Genomic DNA, 17,701 nt, shown 5'->3' on the forward strand with positions numbered 1-17,701 from the left:
AACGGCGTCCGCGCCGCCGCCCTGCACGGCGGCAAAACCCAGCCCCAGCGCACCCGCACCCTCACCCAGTTCAAAGACGGCCGCGTCAACGTCCTGGTCGCCACCAACGTCGCCGCCCGCGGCATCCACATCGACCACCTCGACCTCGTCGTCAACGTCGACCCCCCCACCGACCACAAGGACTACCTCCACCGCGGCGGACGCACCGCCCGCGCCGGACAGTCCGGCAGCGTCGTCACCCTCGTCACCCCCAGCCAGCGCCGCGACATGAACCGCCTCATGACCACCGCCGGCATCACCCCCCACATCACCCCCATCCACGCCGGCGACACCGAACTCCACCGCATCACCGGCGCCCGCACACCCCCCGGCACCCCCACCACCATCACCGAGCCCGCGGCGGAGTCCGCCCCGCGCCGTGCCGCAGGCTCCTCGTCCCGGGGGCGCCGCGGCGGCGCAGGCAAGGGCCGCCCGGCGGGCGAGGCCGCGCGCCGCGGTGACCGCAACCGGCGGCAGTCCGCCCCCGGCACCGGCGCACGGCGCACGGACAAGCCCGCCCGGCGCTCCGAGTAGTCGCCGGACCGCTGCTTGGGGGAGGAAAACCCGGTCACCGCGCCCGGCGGAAACCTCCTAGGGCCCGGAGCAGCGGCCGGGCCTGGGAAAGAGCCCGTCGTCAACGCCCGGAGCAGCGGTCCGGCGTGGGGAAAAGCCGTCAGCCCGTAGCAGCGGCCCGGCCCGGGGGAGAGTCCCGTCAGCACCCGGGGAACGGGCCGGTCACCGCTCCGCGTGGCTGCCGGTCACTGCTCCGAGTAGCTGAGGTCGCCCACGGTCCACGCGCTGACGTCCTTGATCGCGACGCGGTACATCCCGCCCGTCTCCGGGATACCGAGACTGCCCTGCAGGATCCGCGCGAGGTGGAAGTGCAGGTGCGTGGGCGCCCCGCCGCGGTCGGGCCGCGCTCCCCGGTGGCTGGTGAAGACGTCGGAGAACGGGCTCAGCCGCTCCGACGTCCTCAGCACCTCCGAGACACGTTCGCGCCACATGCTCTCGGGGGCCAGTCGGCCCGTGATGACGGCACCGTCCACGACCACGGTCAGCGACATCTGGTTGCTCGGCTGCGCCTCCACCATCGCCGCGACGGCGGTGAGCAGCTCATCAGCGTTCGGCATGGAGGCGATTGTATTCAGCGGACCGCCCGGTCCCACCCCGGGATCGGGCCGTGGTCCGGTCCGGGCCCGGACCGCCCTCTCTCCCGCGCCGTCCCGGTCACTTGATGCCGGTCGTGGCGATGCCCTGGACGATCTGCCGCTGGAAGACCAGGAAGACGGCGACGAGCGGCAGGAAGCCGAGCACCGAGGAGGCCATGACCTCGGCGTACTGGATGTTGGTGTTGTTGACCAGGGAGGCCAGTCCGACCGGGATGGTCTGCGACTTGGTCTGGTTCAGCACCAGCAGCGGCCACAGGAAGGCGTTCCACGAGGTGATGAAGGTGAGGATGGCGACCGTGGAGACGGCCGGGCGGCACAGCGGCATGCAGACCGTGGCGTAGACCCGCCACCAGCTCGCCCCGTCCAGGCGGGCGGCCTCGATCAGCGACCGGGGGATGCCCCGGAAGAACGCCTGGAAGACGAAGACGGACACCGGGGCGGCGACCGAGGGCAGGATGAGGGCCCAGAAGGTGCCGAGCAGGTGGAGCGAGCGGTACTCGATGAACTGCGGCAGCACCAGCGCCTCGCTGGGCAGCATCAGCCCGGCACCGACCAGGGCCAGCACCGCGGTCCGGCCGCGGAAGCGCAGCAGCGCCAGCGCGAAGCCCGCCATCGAGCAGAAGCCCACCGTGAAGAGCACGGCGAGGGACGAGATGACCAGGCTGTTCAGGTACCAGCTGCCGATCGGGTAGTGGTCCCACGCGTAGGAGTACGCGTGCAGGGACCAGCCGCCGGCGAACGGGGAGGTCGGGTCCTGCGTGATGGACCCGTCGGAGCGCAGTGAGGTGATCAGCGCCCAGGCGAAGGGCACCAGCCAGATCAGCGCGAACAGGGTCAGGCAGACGGCGCAGAGCCGGTTGAAGAGTTTCCCGCGGTCGAGCGCGGGCGCGGGAGCCGTCGTGGTGGCCCGCGGCTGGGTGATGCTGCTCAAGGGGTCCTCCACTCAGGCCGCGGAGCCGGACGCGTGGCGCCGCCGCAGCCCGTACCAGGCCGCCGATACCGCGACGATGATGACGAAATAGACCATGGTGGCGGCAGCGCCGTAGCCACCCCGGTAGGAGGTGAAACCGGTGTCGTAGATGTACTCGATGACCGGCCGGGTGGACTGGCTCGGGCCGCCCCCCAGGAGCAGGTAGATCTGGTCGAAGACCTTGAGCGAGGCGAGGATCTGCAGGATCAGCACCAGGCTCGTGGTCCGGCCGAGCAGCGGCACCGTGATGTGCCGGATCTGCTGCCAGGGCCCCGCCCCGTCGATCGCCGCCGCCTCGTACACCTCCGGTGGGACGTCCTGGATCGCGGCGGTGTAGAGGACGAAGTTGAACCCGAAGGTCCACCACAGCGTCATCAGCGTCACGGCGGTCCAGCCGCCGGCGGTGCTGCCGATGAAGTCGGGCACCGGCAGCCCCACGGCGCCGAACAGCTTGGGCAGCAGTCCGATCTGCGGGGTGTACATCCACAGGAAGATCAGCGCGACCACGGACGACGGGACCACGTACGGCGCGAAGAAGGCCAGGCGGTAGAAGGTGCGCCCGCGCGGCATGCGGGCGGCCAGGACGGCGACGGCCAGCGCGAGGACGACCAGCGGCGGGGTGGTCAGCAGGGTGAAGAGCACCGAGTGCCACAGGGCGTCCCAGAACAGCGGGTCGCCGACCACCTCGGAGTAGTTCGACAGGCCGACCCAGTCGCCCAGGCCGTCCTTGACGGTGGTGGTGTTGAAGAAACTGAGCACCACGCCCACGAGCAGCGGACCGACCAGGAACAGCAGGTAGATCACGAGGAAGGGCGCGCTGAGCAGCGCACCGGCCCGGCGTTCGGAGCGGGGCGGCCGCTCACGCGCCGGGGGTACCGCGGACGCCGTGGGTGCCGGTCGCGTGGGGACGGCGGTCGTCATGGGGCTGCCTCCTACTTCATCGTGACCGGCGGTCGGGCCGTGGTGTACCGCTTGAGGTCGGCGCGCATGCCGGCGACCGCGCCCCTGGGGCTGGTCCGCCCGGAGAGGACGTCGATGATCGTCGAGCCCACGGTGGACTGGAAGTCCGAGCCGGCGCCGGTGTACCAGGCAGCCGGGTCGTACTGGGCGTCGAAGGCGGCCCGCACGTAGTTGCGCTGCGGGGACTGGTCGAGGAACGCCTTGCTGCGCTGGGTCGGCAGCCACGCGGGGATGTGCCCGCCCTGCGCCCACACGGCGCTGTCGTCCAGCAGGCTCTTGATGAACCGGGCCGCGTCGCGGGTGCGGGCCGCGGAGCGGCCGGCGTTGCGCGGGACGACCAGCGCGTGCGAGTCGGCGTACGCCACCGGTTTCGGGCCGAGCAGCGCCGGGAACGGCACGACGTCGAAGCGGAAACCCTTGACCATGCGGTACGAGGGGATCTGCCACTCGCCGTCGAAGAGGAATCCGGCCTTGCCGGTGCTGAACAGGGCGTTCGCGCCGGAGCCGTTGAGGCTGCTGGGCATCAGACCGCCCGCGGTGAGGCTCCGCATGAAGGCGAACGTCTCCCGCATCGCCTCCTCGTCGATGCTGATGCGGGTGCCGGAGTCGGTGACGAGGGGGCCGGCGAGGCCCGAGTAGATCATGCTGAAGTACCGCCACGCCGTGGACGGGTCGGCGGTGATCGACATCACCGCCCCGTACTGGGCGCCGCCCTCCTCCTTCATCGCCTTGACGGCGTCCAGGAAGTCCTCCTTGCCCTTGAGCGGGACGAGGCCGTCGCCGCCGGGGGCGAGGAGCCCCGCCTTGCGGGCCAGGTCCACGTTGTAGAAGAGCACGAAGGGGTGCGTGTCCAGCGGGACCGCGTACGTCGTCCCGTCGACGGTGGCCTTCTTCCAGGCCGCCGGGGTGAAGCGGTCCGAGGTGACGCCCAGTTCACCGATCCCGGTGTGCTCGACCGGTTCGAGCAGACCGGCCGCGGCCAGCAGCGGCAACCGGGAGAGGTGGGCGATGCCGACGTCCGGGGGCGTACCGCTCGCCGTGGCCAGGGCCAGCTTCGTGTAGTACGGGTTTCCCCAGCCCAGGATGGTCGCTTCGAGGGAGGTCCCGGGGTTGGCCCTGCGGAAGGCGTCCTCCATCAGCACCATGTTGGCGCCGTCACCACCGGTGAAGAGGTTCCAGAAGATGACGTCCGCGGTGTCGGGCTGCGAGCCCGTCAGCCCGGACGCGAGCGGGGAGGAGCACGCCGCGAGCCCTCCGGTCAGGGCAAGGCCGCCGCCGAGGGCCAGGAACCGCCGGCGCGCCATCGCTGCGCTCATAGGGTTATTCACCTCGTCACGTCGGTGTGAACTCGATGGCGCAGACCCTGACACACGATTTGCAACGATGCAATAGATCGGCGGAAAGTGGCCTTGCGGACGGGTTCCGCAAGGTGCTGACGCCCGCGGGACGGAGGACGTCCGTGAAGAGCGGCCGCCGGGCGAAGAGCTCCGGCGGGGGCGAAGGACGCTCGCGTGGCGGGAGTGGAGGACGCCCGCGGGGTGGAGGACGCCCGCGGGGCGAAGACCTCCGGCGGGGGGCCGAGGACGCGCGCGAGGCGGGGCGAAGAGTGCCCGCAGGGTGGAGGACACCCGCCCGACGAACGGCATCCGCCGGACGAGGAGGGCGTCCGGCGGGGCGAAGGGCACCCGCCGGGCGGCTCGGGCGGGTCAGCCTCCCGACGGGTTCCGCGGGCTGTCCGGACTCTGCGGGCTGTTCGGGCTCTCGGGGCTGTTCCGGCGCTCCGGGCCCTGCGCGCGCGTGAACTCGTGGCTCCGCTCCACCTTCGCGACGTGCAGGGTGTACCGCTCGTACCACTCGTCCCGCCCGCGCCGCTGCGCCGCGCGGTGCTCCTCGTCGCCGCGCCACCGCGTGAGGGCGTCGGCGTCGCGGAAGTACCCGACGGTGATGCCCAGTCCGCCGGGAGTCTGCGCGTGGTCCATCCCCAGGAACCCGGGGATGTCCTTCACCAGCTCTTCCATGCGGGCGTTGGTCTCGCGGTAGCCACTCTGGTCCTGGGTGCGCACCGTCGTGAAGACAGCCACGTAGTAGGGGGGTTCATGGGCCGCGACGGGCAGGACAGGCGCTTGCGGGTGCTCGCTCATGGGACCACCGTAGGGCGGGGCCGCCCGGTGATCCAGCGTCTTTCCCACCCCGCGGACGGCCGCTCAGGGCGCCGGGGGCCGCCGCCGGGAGGACTCGCGGACCACCAGCCTGAAGGGGGTCGCCTCCTGTCTCGCCGTGACGGGCCCCGCACCGGCCGCCTCGGCGCCTTCCGGCCCGGGCCGGTCGGCGCCCTGGGCCCCGGGCCGCCGTCCGGTCTGCTCCTCCAGCAGGGTCAGCGCGCGTTCGGCGATGACGTCCAGGTCGGGGGCGACGGAGGTGAGGGGCGGGTGGGTGTAGGCCGACTCCTGGATGTCGTCGATGCCGGCCACCGCGACGTCCTCGGGCACGCGCACGCCGGAGGCGTCCAGGGCCCGCAGCGCCCCGACGGCCAGCGCGTCGTTGAACGCGAAGATCGCGTCGGGCAGCGGGCCGTCGCCCTCCAGCAACTCCCGTACGGCGGCGTAGCCCTGCTCCCTGGTCCAGTCGTCCACCGGTGCGACCAGCCAGTTCACCCGGCGCACCCGGGCCGCCGACATCGCCTGCCGGTAGCCCTCGGTGCGCTGGCGGCCGTTCTCGCTGCCGTTGCGGCCGAGCGCGACGATCCGGCGGCAGCCCTGCTCCAGCAGGTGCTCCACGGCGGTGCGGGCGGCGGCCACGTTGTCGATGCCGACCCGCGGGAACTGGTCGCCGACGCTGTGCTCGCCCAGCATGACCAGCGGGAAGTCCAAAGCCGCCGCGGCGCCGTCGGTGGCCGGCAGCGTCAGGGCGCTCAGCAGCACCCCGTCGGCCACGTTGGTCAGGCCGCCCTCCAGGATCCTCCGCTCCACCTCGCTGTCGCCCGCGGTCGCCTCGACCAGCACCGTGATCCCACGCCGTCCGGCGGCCCGGATGACGGCCTGGGCCAGTTCGGCGAAGTACGGCTCGGCGAGGAAGGGCACCGCGAGGGCGATGAACCCGGTGCGGCCCGACCGCAGGCCGCGGGCCATGTAGTCCATGCGGTAGCCGAGTTCGTCCAGCGAGCGCTGCACCTTGGCCCGGGTCTCCGGGCTCACGTGCGGGTAGCCGCTGACCACGTTCGACACCGTCCGCACCGACACCCCGGCGTGCTCGGCCACGTCCCGCATCCGCACTCTGGCCACTGGAGGGGCTCCTTCCCGTCGAATCGGCTCCCCGAGTCTGCCGCACGGGCGGCGGTGGGCGGACGCCGCACTCCGACGGGCCCCGACCGGGCTCCTGCCTCTCTTGCATCGATGCAAACGATCACTCATGATGGCAGCACTTCGATTATAGGAACGCTGAAGACGCCGACGCCGGGCCTGCCGGAAAGGCCTGCGGCATGCCGAAAAGGCAGAAGGAGGATCCGTGAGGGCGAGCGAGCAGGACGGGACGTATCCGAGGCCGATCCTGCGGCGGGAGCGGTGGCACAGCCTCGACGGACTCTGGGACTTCGGGTACGACGACGGTGACGTGGGCGAGCGCGACGCGTGGTTCGACGGGGAGGCGGCCGGCGGCTTCGACCGGCGGATCACCGTCCCGTACCCGCCCGAGGCGCCCGCCTCCGGGATCGGCGAGACCGCGCCGCACCGGGTCGTCTGGTACCGCCGCCGCATCCCCCACGAGATCCTCGCCGCCGGCGGCGGCGAGCGGGCCCTGATCCACTTCGGCGCCGTCGACCACCGCGCGAAGGTCTGGCTCGACGGCCGCCTGGTGGCCGAACACGTCGGCGGACAGAGCCCGTTCACCGCCGACGTCACCGGTGCGCTGCGGCCCGGCGCCGACGCGCACGTGCTCGTCGTGCGCGCCGAGGACGACCCGGCCGACCTGGCGCAGCCGCGCGGCAAACAGGACTGGCAGGACCGGCCGCACGCGGTCTGGTACGAGCGGACCACCGGCATCTGGCAGACCGTGTGGACGGAGACGGTGGCCGCCCAGCGCGTCACCGACCTGGCCTGGATCCCCGACCCCACGCGCGGTGTCCGCGCCGAGATCACCCTGGCCACGCCCCCCGCCACCCCGCTGACGGTGGAGATCGTGCTGAGCCTGGACGGCGAGGTGCTGGCCCGGAGCACCACCGAGGTCCGCACCCCGCGCAGCCGCATCGACGTGGCCGTCCCCGCCCTGCGCAACGGGATCGACCGCGAGGACCTGCTGTGGAGCCCCGAGCACCCCACCCTGATCGACGCGCGGGTCACCGTGCGCGACGCGGCCGCCTCGGCGGTCCTCGACACGGTGGACAGCTACGTGGGCCTGCGCAGCGCCGGTGTCGGCCGCGGCGCCTTCCTGCTCAACGACCGCCCCTACTACGTGCGTTCCGTGCTCAACCAGGGATACCGCCCGGACACCCTGATCGCGAACGCCGGGACCGCCGAGCTGCGCCGCGAGGTGGAGCTGATCAAGGCGATGGGCTTCAACGCGGTCCGGATCCACCAGAAGGCCGAGGACCCACGCTTCCTGTACTGGGCCGACCGGCTCGGTCTGCTGGTGTGGGGCGAGACGGGCGCCGCGTACGAGTTCGGCACCGAGGCGGTGGAGCTGCTCACCCGGGAGTGGCTGGATCTGGTCCGGCGCGACCGCAGTCACCCCTCGGTCGTCACCTGGGTGCCGGTCAACGAGAGCTGGGGCGCGTCGGACATCCCGCACGACCCGGCGCAGCGGCACTACTCCATCGCCCTGGCGAACCTCACCCGTGCCCTCGACCCGAGCCGGCCGGTGCTGTCCAACGAGGGCTGGGAGCACACCGACAGCGACATCCTCGGCGTGCACGACTACTGCGGCGACCCGGCGGAACTCACCCGCCGCTACGGTGACGCCGCCGCCTTCGAGGCGGTGCTGGCCGGTCCGGGTCCGCAGGGCCGGGTGCTCTCGGTCACCGAGCGGCAGAGCGAGCGGTACGCCGCGGGGGACGCGCCGCTGATGATCACCGAGTTCGGCGGACTGTCGGTGCGCGCCGGTGACGGCGACTTCTCCTACACCCGGACCGGCTCCGACACCCAGTACGCCGCGCTGCTGGACGGCCTGTTCGGTGCGCTGCGCTCCAGCCGGGTCGTCGCCGGCTTCTGCTACACGCAGTACATGGACACCGCGCAGGAGACCAACGGCCTGCTCTTCTCGGACGGTTCACCGAAGCTGCCGCTGGAGACGATCCGCCGCATCGTCACCGGAGAGGCCGCCGGTGAGACCGCCGCGGAGAAGGAGGAGGAGAAGGAGGAGGTGGAGGCGTAGCAAGGGGCAGGGGCAGGGGGCAGGTCACCGCGGTGACCTGCCCCCTGCCCGCGTGGTCAGAGATCGCCCTTGAGATACGAACGCGCCGCCGCCATGGCGTCCTTGTGCCGGTCCTCGGCGATGGCCTGGACCGGTGAGTCGTCCTCCAGCTGCGGGTTCATCCCGATCATCCAGGCTCTCGCCGTGTGACAGTTCTCGGCGAGGGTGATCATCTGGAAGACCTGGTAGGCGGCGCGCAGGCGCAGCTCGGAGTCGATGCGCGGACTGTTCTGGCCGCTGCACCACTTGCCGACCTGCTTGGGGTCCTCGATGCCCGCGATGAACGCCGTGAGCCGCTGACCGAAGTTGTCTTGCAGGAAGCGCGCGATGGCCGCGGTGGAGGCCTGCACCGTACCGGCGTGGGCGGTGGCCTCGGTCTCCCGGTCGGTCCGGCTGTCCGGGTCGGTCAGGGTCTGCATGATCTCCTCGATTCCTCGGCACACCGGCCGGTGTTCCGGACACCGCGGCGGAGGGTGGTGAGTGACGCCGCCCCGGGACACGCGGACGCGAGCCGCGGTGCGGCCAGGCGCGTGGGCACACGTGAGCCGGTGGGCTCACGCAGGCGGGTGGACACCGGTGAGCGGGAGGAGGTGACGGCGGTCGCGGACGCCGGCGCGGGCACGCGGACCGGCCGGTCGACGGTCGGCCGCGGCGCGTCGGTGGGTAACGGACGCCTGGTCAACATCGCTCCCCCCTGGGTGTCTTGAGGGAAGTCTACCCTCGCTCCCGCCGGCTACTCCACCGCTTTCCCCCCGGAAACCCCCCGGAAATCCCACCACCCCTCGTCCCGGAGAACCGGGGTGCGCACGCCCGGGGGCCGGAGGATTCAGGGGTGACCAGGGGATTTGCCCGGTCCGGTGGTGGGTAGGAAGCGGGTGGACGGGGGGCGCTGCGTGTTGTCCGCGCCACTCCTTCGGGCGACGGCCACGTGGCGTGAGGGCGCGCCCGGCCGCGGGGCGGGAAGGCCGGGGTGGACGGCCGTCGGAACAGTCCCGGGCCGGGGTGAACGGCCGTCAGAAGAGTCTCAGGCCGTACTCCGTGGCGATCTCCTGGAGCGCCGGGTCCTCCAGGCGGACGGGCCGGCGTTCGGCGTCCTCCAGGTCGACGTCCTCCAGGACCGCCCAGCACTGGCGGCCGCCGTAGCCGGAGCGGTACGCGATGCCCTGGGCCAGCCGGTGCCCGGTCCGGTCCCGCTGGGCCACCGTCCACGCGGCGATCTGGCGGGCGATCCTGCGGTCACCGCCGTGGATGTGCTCGTCGGTGAGCCGGTTCTCCACTCCCCAGGCGCTCAGTTCGCTGTGCAGTTCCTTCATGAGGACCTCGCGGGTCGCGGTCGCGTCGACGTCGAGGAAGCGGGCGTCCTTGGGCGGGACGACCCGGACCAGGACGTGGTCCTCGCGCCAGCCGGAGGCCAGGTGTCCCAGCCGCATGGTGCTGGGCCGGCGGTCCCAGTCGTTGCCGATCAGGCCGCGCATCCTCGGGTGGACCCGGAAGCGCGCCAGCGCCTCGGCGTAGCAGCCGGCCAGGTCGGTGGCGCAGTAGAGCATCCCGTAGGTGGCCAGGCTGAACCGGCCGGCGCTGGAGCCCTGGCTCGTCTCGGGCTCCAGCCGGTTGTACGCCAGCGGCTGTCTCCTCTTGCCCAGGCGCCACATGCCCCGCTCCGGGCCGTGGACGAGGGTCACGGGCGGTTCGTCGGCGTGCCGCGTCACGCGGTCGCCCTTCCCCCGCCGGCGGGCGCGGTACGGCGGGGCGGGCGGCCTGCGGGAGGGTACGTCCGGGGGGCGGCGGTGGTCGCCGCCGGGGAAGTGCCGTTCATTACACCCTCGCTGCTGGGCCGCTGATTGCCGTCGGGCCGCGCCGCCGGTGCGCGGGGCGCCGGCCGGCGCAGTACGTGCCCCGTGTGGTCCACCCGCGTGCCCGCCGGAGGTTGCGGGGGTGTCCGGCGCATGTTCCGGTGCGCGCCCGGTCCATGCTCCGGTGCATGTGCCGACGGGACATTCGAGCGATCATTGTCCCGCAACGGCTGTCCGCGGGGGCGGTTTTCGGCCCGCCCACGGGGGCGCGTGGGGGAGGCGCGGAGGCATCCGGAGGGCGCACGTCCGCCCTGGGAGCGCCGCCGGGGTGGGCCGGGGGTCGGCAAAGGCGCTCGAACCTCAGTAATCCCCCAGGTTCAGTTCGAACACGCTCAGACCCGCCTTTCCGGCCACCAGGAGCACGGGGTGCCCGTCCGGGTCCGTACCGTCGGCCGGCCGTGCCTGCAGGACGCCGAGTGGGCTGCCGGTCACGATGCGGGTCACCCGGCCGCGGGCGGTGACGTCCCACACGTGGACGGTCCCGCCGGGCCCGGTGGCCGCCAGGTGGGGCCGGCCGTCGGGCCCGGGGAAGCAGGTGAGCGCGGTGACCGGCCCGTCGGCGGCGTCCAGCGCGTCACCGTCCGGCCGCAGCGTCCCGGCGTCCCACAGGCGTACGGTCCCGTCCTCGCCGCCCGACGCCACGAGCGCCCGCTCGCCGGGCGCCGCCGGTACGACGGCCACGGCGTGCACCCCCTGCTGGCCGCAGTGGACGGGCGTGCCCACCGGCCCGGTGGCGGGGTCCCACCGCCGCAGGGTCCCGTCCGCCCCGGCCGAGACGACGAGCGGCCCCCGCCCGGTCTCCAGCACGGCCAGGTCCCGGACGCTCAGCATGTGGTCGTCCCAGCACGCGAGCCGGCTCTGGCGGCCGAGGTCCCACAGGCTCAGGGTGCCGTCCGCGCCGCCGGTGGCGAGCAGCGTCCGGCCGCCGTCCGGGAAGGCCACCATGGTCTGCACGGGCAGGCTGTGGCTGAGCAGGGTGCCGCGGCGCGCCGGGGCGTCGGCGAGATCGAGGCCGGCGCGCGGGCCGACCGACCACATCTGCACGCCCGCGTCGCTGTGCGCGGTGACCAGCAGGGGACCGTCCGAGGCCGTGGTCCAGGCGAACGCCGTCACGGTGGTGTCGCCGGCGGGCAGGGGCACGCGCGCGCCGGTGTCCGCGTTCCACAGCGCGGCCTCCTCCTCGTCGGCCACGGCGACCAGGAGCGGCCCGGCGGTCACCGACCGGCCCGGCAGCGCCGCGGCGGTCACCGACCGGCGGACCTGCGGTGCCGGGCGGCTGCCGTGCCCCGCCAGTCTCCAGCGGCGCAGGGTCCGGTCCGCGCCCGCGGAGACGACGAGCGGCGCGTCGCCCGGTACGGCGGTCAGCGCGAGCGGCGCGGCCGTGTGTCCTTCGAGCGGGCCGCCCACCGTGCGGAAGGTGCCGGTGCTCCACACCCGCAGGACGTGGTCGGCTCCGGCGGAGACCACGGCCGGCTCGCCGTCCACCGGGACGGCCACCAGAGCCGTGAGCGACCGGGCGGGGGACGGCGCCGCCGTCACCGTGCCGCCTTCGGCCGTCGCGTCCCAGAACCCGATGTGTCCCGAGTCGTCGCAGGTCACGAACTGGTTAGGGGCGGGCAGGTCGACGACGGCCCGCACCTCGTCCGGGTGCTCGCCCACCTCGACGATGTCCCGGCCCGGCCGCCACAGGCGCACGGACCGGCCCTGTGCGACGGCGAGCGCCGTGCCCTGCGCCCGCGCCAGTCCCACGCCGGTCACGATCGCCGGTGCGGCCTCCAGGGACGGAAGCCGGGCCGCCCCGTCGTCGACGACCTGGAAGGTGACCGGATCCAGTGCCGTGAGGTGACCGTCGCTGTGGGCGACGAGCACGCGGGGCGGGCCGTCCGCCGGGGTGAGCAGCGTGAGGCCGCTGACCCAGGTGCGGGGGCGGTGGACGGCCTCGGAGAGCAGCTGGCCCCGGGCGCTGTTCCACACCCGTACGGTGCCGTCCGTGCCGCCGGAGAGCAGCAGGTCGTCCGGCAGGGGCAGCAGGTGCTGGAGGGCGCCGCCGTGGGTGTGCGACGGGGCGCCGACCGGAGCGCCGTACGTCTCCCACCTGCGCAGCGTCCCGTGGCTGTCGCCGGTGACCAGCAGGTGCCGGCCGTCCGACGTCGTGGTGTGGGCCAGCGACTCGATGACGGTGTCCGTGACCGCCAGGACGTTGTCGGGGGCGCTCCAGTCGCTCCACAGCGGGGTGAGGCGCGAACCCGCCAGCCGCCGCGCCGCCGCGGGCACGGCCGACAGCGGTGTACGGCGGCGGGTCGCGGCGTGGTGCGCGAGGTGCAGGCTCGTCAGCCGGGCCCCGGGGCCGGCGTCGCCGAGGAAGGGTTCGATCCCAGCCCAGGCCTCCAGCCACTCCTGCCGCTGCCCGGCGTCGCCCGTGCGCCGCAGCAGCGTGCGGACCTTCCGGCTGGACTCCCAGGGCAGCACGGCGAGCGGCACGTGCGCGTCGTCGAGTACGTCACCCCGCGCGGCGTGGTCGGCGAGGTGCCGGCTCAGATAGGGGTGCGGCGGGACGGCCGGGTCCTGTGCGACCAGCTTGGCCAGCGCCTTCGCGATGAGCCGGTGCGCCTCGCCCGGCGCACCCCAGCGCCCGGCGCCGGCGCCCGTGTCAGCACTGGTCATGCCGGCTGCTCCCGCGGGCTCGTGTGCTCGGGGGAGGCGGCCGGAGCGGCGGGGGCGGGGAGGGCCGGCTGGGTCGGCGGGGTGGGTGGGGGTGGCGGGGCCACAGGGGCGGGAAGGGTTTCACTCCCCGCTGCGGTCCCGCCCGGCGGCACGGTCCCGCGCCACGGCACGGTCTCGTCCGACGGATCGCCGCTCCCCGCGGGGAGACCCTCACCCGGCAGGCCGGCCACGGGCTGCGCGGCCGCCTCGCCCTGCGCGGGGACCCCCACCTGCGCGGCCGCCTCGCCCGGCGCGGCCGTCCCGCCCGGCGCCGGGTCCCCGTCCCGCGGGCCGGCCAGGAGGTCCTGGCGGGGGTCGCGGAGGATCTCGGCGAGGCGTTCGTGGGCCGGGCGGTAGACGAGGCGGTCGTCCTCGTGGTCGTGGGCCAGGTAGCCCGAGAGGCCGCCGCGCAGCAGGGTGGCGATCATGCGGTCCGGGTCCTCGATCGGCCGGCCCAACAGCGCGCCGGCCACCGTCGGCCACACGTTCGACCAGGGGATGCCCGCGCCGAGGGCGAACGCGCCGGAGCGCAGGAGGGCGAGGGCCACCTCGGCGGGCAGGCCCTCCGCCTCCGCCAGCAGCAGGTCGCGGCGGAGCAGTCCGGTGGTCCCCGCGTGCAGCAGCTCGCGCCACCGGGGGCTGGCGACCAGTGCCGCCGGATCGGCGGCGGTCCGCAGTTGCTCGCCCGCGAGCCGGGCGTCGAGGAACGAGGGCCACACCTCGTCGGCGACCGTCACGGCGGCCTCGCGCACGCCCGCCCGGACGGCGGAGCCGGTGGTGCCGTCGGGGGCAGTGGTGCCGTCGGGGCCCGGACCGATGAGCGCCTCCACGTAGTCCGCGATGTCGTCACGGCTGCCGGGCCCGTCCGTGCGCAGGACCGTCGCCGAGGGGAAGACCTCGCGCAACGCGGAGAGCAGCCCCGGGTCCTGGCTCCCGGCCCGCGCCTGTCCGGTGACCTGCCCGCCGCCGGCCGGGTCCGCCGCGTCCGCGCCGCCCGCGACCGCACCTTCCATGGCCGCACCCTCCCTCGCCGCCCCGCCCCCGGCCCGGCCCTCGGTGACCGGGCCCTCCGTGCCCACGCCCCCCGCCGCCGGGCCCTCCGTGCCCGAGCCGCCCGTGCCCGGCCCCTCCGTCTCCGCGCCCCCCGTGACCGTCTCCGCGGTCTCCTCCCCGGCAGGCGGCCGGCTGCTGCGTACGCCGATGACCAGGCTGAGGCGCCGCCGGGCGGAGGCGGGGCGGCGGGGGGCCGGGAGGGAGGCCGCGGGCGGGGGTGCGCAGTGGGCGCTGAGCGGGGCGAGGACGCCGTACACGATGCGGAACGGCTCGACCGCCTCGTCGAGCCCGTCCAGCACCACGGTCACCGGGTCGCCCGGCTCGGCGAGGTAGGCGTCGAGCAGGGCGGTCCACCGCTCCACCGGGTCGTCCGTGGGGCCGGGCGGGGCCGGCTCGACGCCCAGCCCCAGGAGCAGTTCCCGCAGCACGTCGGCGGCGGAGTGCCGGCGGGCCAGGACGGCGACCGTGACGGCGTCCGGCGCGGGGACGGTCCCCGGCGGCGCCGAACCGACGGCGTCGCGGTAGCGGGGGTGGGTGCAAAACAGCGGGTCGCTGAGCGTCACCGCTCGCCCCAGCACCGCCGACTTCCCGCTCCCGGCGGTGCCGGTCAGCAGCAGGACACCGCCCGGCCGGCCGAGGAAGGCGGTCAGTTCCCGGTTGAGCCGGCGCCGTCCGCTGAAGTACCAGCCCGGGTCGTCCTCCTGGGGGCGTCCGCTGGCCCGGGCGAGCCACACGTCGATGTCGTCGGCGGGCGTGGCGACCTGGCGGCGCGCCGGTGCGACCACCTCGCGCGGCGGCCGGTACCCGGGGTTGGGCAGGCACGGCGTGAGGGTGGTCTGCCCGGCGCCCTCGACGATCCGGTGCAGCCGGTGCTTGCGCCGCTCCGCGTCGGAGCCCAGCTCGTTCTCGAACTCGGTCATCAGGTGGGCCACGCTCAGCCACGGGCTGGTGATCTGCGCGGTGGTGCGCAGCCGGTCGAGGACGCGGCGCAGCACCGACGGGAAGCGCCGTACGTGGACGAGCTGGTCGTGGTCGCAGGTGGCGATCACCTCCAGGGACCCGCCGTGGCGCCGCTTCGGGCCGATCTCCCGGCACAGCCGCACCAGTTCGTCGGCGACGCCCCGGGCGTAGCAGGTGTTGACGATGACCAGGACGTGTTCGGCGTGCGAGTCCAGGGCGGCGGCGACGATCTCGCTGGTGCGCACGGCCGTGGCGAGCTGACGGCGGGGTTCCGTCCTCGGCAGTTGCAAGAAGTGCGTGCCCGAGGCGCCCAGTCTGCCGTGTCCGGTGACGAAGAGGACCAGTGCCTTGCCCCGGGTCTCGCGCACCCCGGCCTCGTGGAGGAACCGCTCCACGTCGTGGCGTTCGAGCAGTTCGGGCTGGGGCACCTTGTGGAAGGGTTCCGCGGCGCCCGGCGGGCACCACCACTCGTCGAGGACGGCGAGCTGTTCGTCGATGCCGTCGGCGAACTCGCCCGCGTCGTCGCCGTAGTCGCGGACCGCGACGGTCACCAGCACGCGCTCGGCCGGCTCTCCGGCCGGGCCGCGGCCGCCCTCGCCCGGTCCGCCCGGCGGCTCGCCCGACGGCGTGTTCCCTCTTCCGGCAAGTGCGCCCGCCCCCCGCTGCATGCTCCCTATTCTTCCGTCATGAGCCCAGCGTCGCAGCAGTATCCGGCACCCGAACGGCCCTATCACCTGCCCGGCCTGTCCCCGAACACCACCCAGGACGCCGTGGTCGTCGTCCCCGGCATCATGGGCAGCGAGCTGTACGACGTGGAGCGGGACGCGGTGGTCTGGGGGCTGGCGGACGCCGGCTGGCTGCTGCGCGCCTGGACCACGCCCGGGGGCCTGCGCCCGCTGCACCTGACACCGGACGAGCGCGAGGGGCGGCTGGGCCGCATCCGTGCCCGGCGGCTGCTGGCCACGCCCGCCTGGAGTCCCGTGCTGCGCGGGGTGGAGCCGTACACCGACCTGGTCGCGACCGTCACGCGCAGCGTGGCCGACCCGGCGGCGGTGCTGGAGTTCCCCTACGACTGGCGGCTGCCCGTGGCCGTCAACGCACGCCTGCTCGCCGCGGCGGCGCGGGCGCATCTCGAACGGTGGCGCGCGCACCCGGCGCACGCGGCGGCGCGCAGGCACCGCGTCGACGAGCGCGAGGGCCGGCTGGTGTTCGTCGCCCACTCCATGGGCGGCCTGCTCACCCTGGCCGCGCTCACCGACGGCCCGGACGGCGACCTCGCGGCGGACACCCGGGGGGTGTTCACGCTCGGTACGCCCTTCCAGGGGTCGGCCGCCGCCGCGCTGATCCTCAACACCGGCCGGGGCACGCCGGTGCCGCTGCCGCACGGGCGGCTGCGCGACCTGGCGACGACCCTGCCGGGCCTGCACGACCTGCTGCCGACGTTCCCGTGCCTGGACGAGGGCCTGGACGTCCGCGCGCTCACCCCCGTCGACGTCGCCGACCTCGGCGGGGACAAGGACCTCGCCGAGCAGTCGCGGGCGTTCCACGAGCGGCTGCGCGGCCGGACGCTGCCCGGGCACCGGGCGGTGGCCGGCATCAGCCAGCGCACGGTGCAGTCGCTGGCGCTGCGCCAGGGCGTCGTGGTGCCCTTCGAGCACTGCTACCGGCAGCACAGCGACGGCGAGCTGATGCGGGACGCGGACGGTGTGCCGCGCCGCTTCGACGTGGCGGGCGACGGAACCGTGCACAAGGAGTCCGCCTCCCTGACCCGGGCGACGGTGCCGCTGGCCCTCCAGCACGGGGCACTGGCCAAGGGGCAGGCGGCACTGGACGCGGTCACCTCGTTCCTGGAGGAGGACGAGCACCTCGGCCCGCCGCAGGCCGCGGCGGGCCTGGGGCTGCGGGTGCCGGACCTCGTCGCGCCCGGCACGCCGTGGCCGGTCCACGTGCACGGCGCGGACGGCCCGGCGGGGCTGGAGTGCACGGTCGAGGAGGTGGGCGCGCCGGGCGGCTTCCGCGCGCGCACCGCTCTGTACGCCGAGTACGTGGAGGAGGCGGGGGACGCGGGGGGCGCCGGGGAGTGGGGCGACGAGGTCGTCACCGGACGTGTCACCGTGCCGTCGCCGGGGCTGTACCGGGTCACGCTCGACTCGGGCGACGACACGCCGCTGACCCAGCTCGTCCTGGCGGGACCGACCGGGCCGGAGCGCGACGGCTGACCGCGGACGGCCGCCGGGCGGCGCGCTCGCGCGTGGAGGCGACCGTCACATCCGCCCGACCGGCGGCCCTCGCACCCGCCCGACCGGCTGTCGCCCTGCCCACCCGACGCGCCCCCGGCGGCCGGTCCACCCGCACATCCGGCAGTCGTCACACCCGCGCATCCGCAGCCGGTCACGCTCGCCGAGAACCTCACGGCCGAGGAACAGGCGCCCCGCCCGCGCGACCGCGGCCGTCCCGCCCGTACGGACACGGCCACCGTCCCGCCCCTGCGGGCACGGCGGCCGTCATGCCCGCGCAACCAAGGCCGGGTCAGGTCTTTCCCCGTGGTTCACCAAGGACTGGTGGGCTGCACTCCGTCGGCAGCCGCAAGG

13 protein-coding genes are annotated in these 17,701 nt (G+C 74.5%); 3 read left to right on the forward strand and 10 right to left on the reverse strand.

Translation table 11 applies throughout. From position 1 onward, the window contains the following. Nucleotides 1-573, forward strand: a 573-nt coding sequence (locus ABZ719_RS11275) for a helicase-related protein (protein ID WP_366724954.1), incomplete at its 5' end; no start/stop codon positions are given. 224 nt (nucleotides 574-797) lie between these two features. Here ABZ719_RS11275 and ABZ719_RS11280 read toward each other — a convergent pair. From ABZ719_RS11280 to ABZ719_RS11305, 6 genes are all read right to left on the reverse strand, one after another. Next, on the reverse strand, nucleotides 798-1,169 hold the full coding sequence (locus ABZ719_RS11280; protein ID WP_366724955.1) for a hypothetical protein: 372 nt from the start codon (nucleotides 1,167-1,169) through the stop codon (nucleotides 798-800). Between the two features lie 97 nt (nucleotides 1,170-1,266). Then, entirely contained in the window at nucleotides 1,267-2,139 is an 873-nt protein-coding gene (locus tag ABZ719_RS11285) for a carbohydrate ABC transporter permease (RefSeq protein WP_366724956.1), read from the reverse strand. A 12-nt stretch (nucleotides 2,140-2,151) separates the two neighbouring features. Further along, a complete protein-coding gene (locus ABZ719_RS11290) occupies nucleotides 2,152-3,099 on the reverse strand; it encodes a sugar ABC transporter permease (protein WP_366724957.1) in 948 nt (315 codons plus the stop codon). Between the two features lie 11 nt (nucleotides 3,100-3,110). Continuing rightward, nucleotides 3,111-4,454, reverse strand: coding sequence for an extracellular solute-binding protein (locus ABZ719_RS11295; RefSeq protein WP_366724958.1), 1,344 nt, complete (start codon nucleotides 4,452-4,454; stop codon nucleotides 3,111-3,113). A gap of 390 nt (nucleotides 4,455-4,844) precedes the next feature. Next, nucleotides 4,845-5,279: an antibiotic biosynthesis monooxygenase gene (locus tag ABZ719_RS11300; protein WP_366724959.1), complete on the reverse strand. Its 435-nt coding sequence runs from the start codon at nucleotides 5,277-5,279 to the stop codon at nucleotides 4,845-4,847. A 63-nt stretch (nucleotides 5,280-5,342) separates the two neighbouring features. Continuing rightward, a complete protein-coding gene (locus tag ABZ719_RS11305) occupies nucleotides 5,343-6,419 on the reverse strand; it encodes a LacI family DNA-binding transcriptional regulator (RefSeq protein ID WP_366724960.1) in 1,077 nt (358 codons plus the stop codon). Nucleotides 6,420-6,642: 223 nt separating this feature from the next. On the opposite strand from ABZ719_RS11305, the gene ABZ719_RS11310 reads away from it, so the two are divergent. Beyond that, entirely contained in the window at nucleotides 6,643-8,502 is a 1,860-nt protein-coding gene (locus ABZ719_RS11310; protein ID WP_366724961.1) for a glycoside hydrolase family 2 TIM barrel-domain containing protein, read from the forward strand. Between the two features lie 56 nt (nucleotides 8,503-8,558). Here the strand turns inward: ABZ719_RS11310 and ABZ719_RS11315 are convergent, their stop codons facing one another. The 4 genes from ABZ719_RS11315 to ABZ719_RS11330 form a co-directional block, all read right to left on the reverse strand. Then, nucleotides 8,559-8,960, reverse strand: coding sequence for an XRE family transcriptional regulator (locus tag ABZ719_RS11315; protein ID WP_366724962.1), 402 nt, complete (start codon nucleotides 8,958-8,960; stop codon nucleotides 8,559-8,561). A gap of 594 nt (nucleotides 8,961-9,554) precedes the next feature. Next, nucleotides 9,555-10,193 carry an RES domain-containing protein gene (locus tag ABZ719_RS11320; protein ID WP_051813816.1) on the reverse strand — a complete coding sequence of 213 codons (639 nt, stop codon included), beginning with the start codon at nucleotides 10,191-10,193 and terminating at the stop codon, nucleotides 9,555-9,557. Nucleotides 10,194-10,694: 501 nt separating this feature from the next. Further along, nucleotides 10,695-13,058, reverse strand: coding sequence for a benzoate transporter (locus ABZ719_RS11325; protein WP_366724964.1), 2,364 nt, complete (start codon nucleotides 13,056-13,058; stop codon nucleotides 10,695-10,697). Next, the gene (locus ABZ719_RS11330; RefSeq protein ID WP_366724965.1) at nucleotides 13,055-15,778 is read right to left on the reverse strand and encodes an ATP-binding protein; all 2,724 of its coding nucleotides are present in this window, start codon (nucleotides 15,776-15,778) and stop codon (nucleotides 13,055-13,057) included. The genes ABZ719_RS11325 and ABZ719_RS11330 overlap by 4 nt, the downstream gene beginning before the upstream one ends. 123 nt (nucleotides 15,779-15,901) lie before the next feature. Here ABZ719_RS11330 and ABZ719_RS11335 point away from each other — a divergent pair, with 123 nt between their 5' ends. Then, the gene (locus ABZ719_RS11335; protein ID WP_366725095.1) at nucleotides 15,902-17,329 is read left to right on the forward strand and encodes a hypothetical protein; all 1,428 of its coding nucleotides are present in this window, start codon (nucleotides 15,902-15,904) and stop codon (nucleotides 17,327-17,329) included. Nucleotides 17,330-17,701 lie beyond the last annotated feature (372 nt).

It is taken from the genome of Streptomyces sp. NPDC006743 (genome assembly GCF_040703815.1).
Lineage (GTDB): Bacteria > Actinomycetota > Actinomycetes > Streptomycetales > Streptomycetaceae > Streptomyces.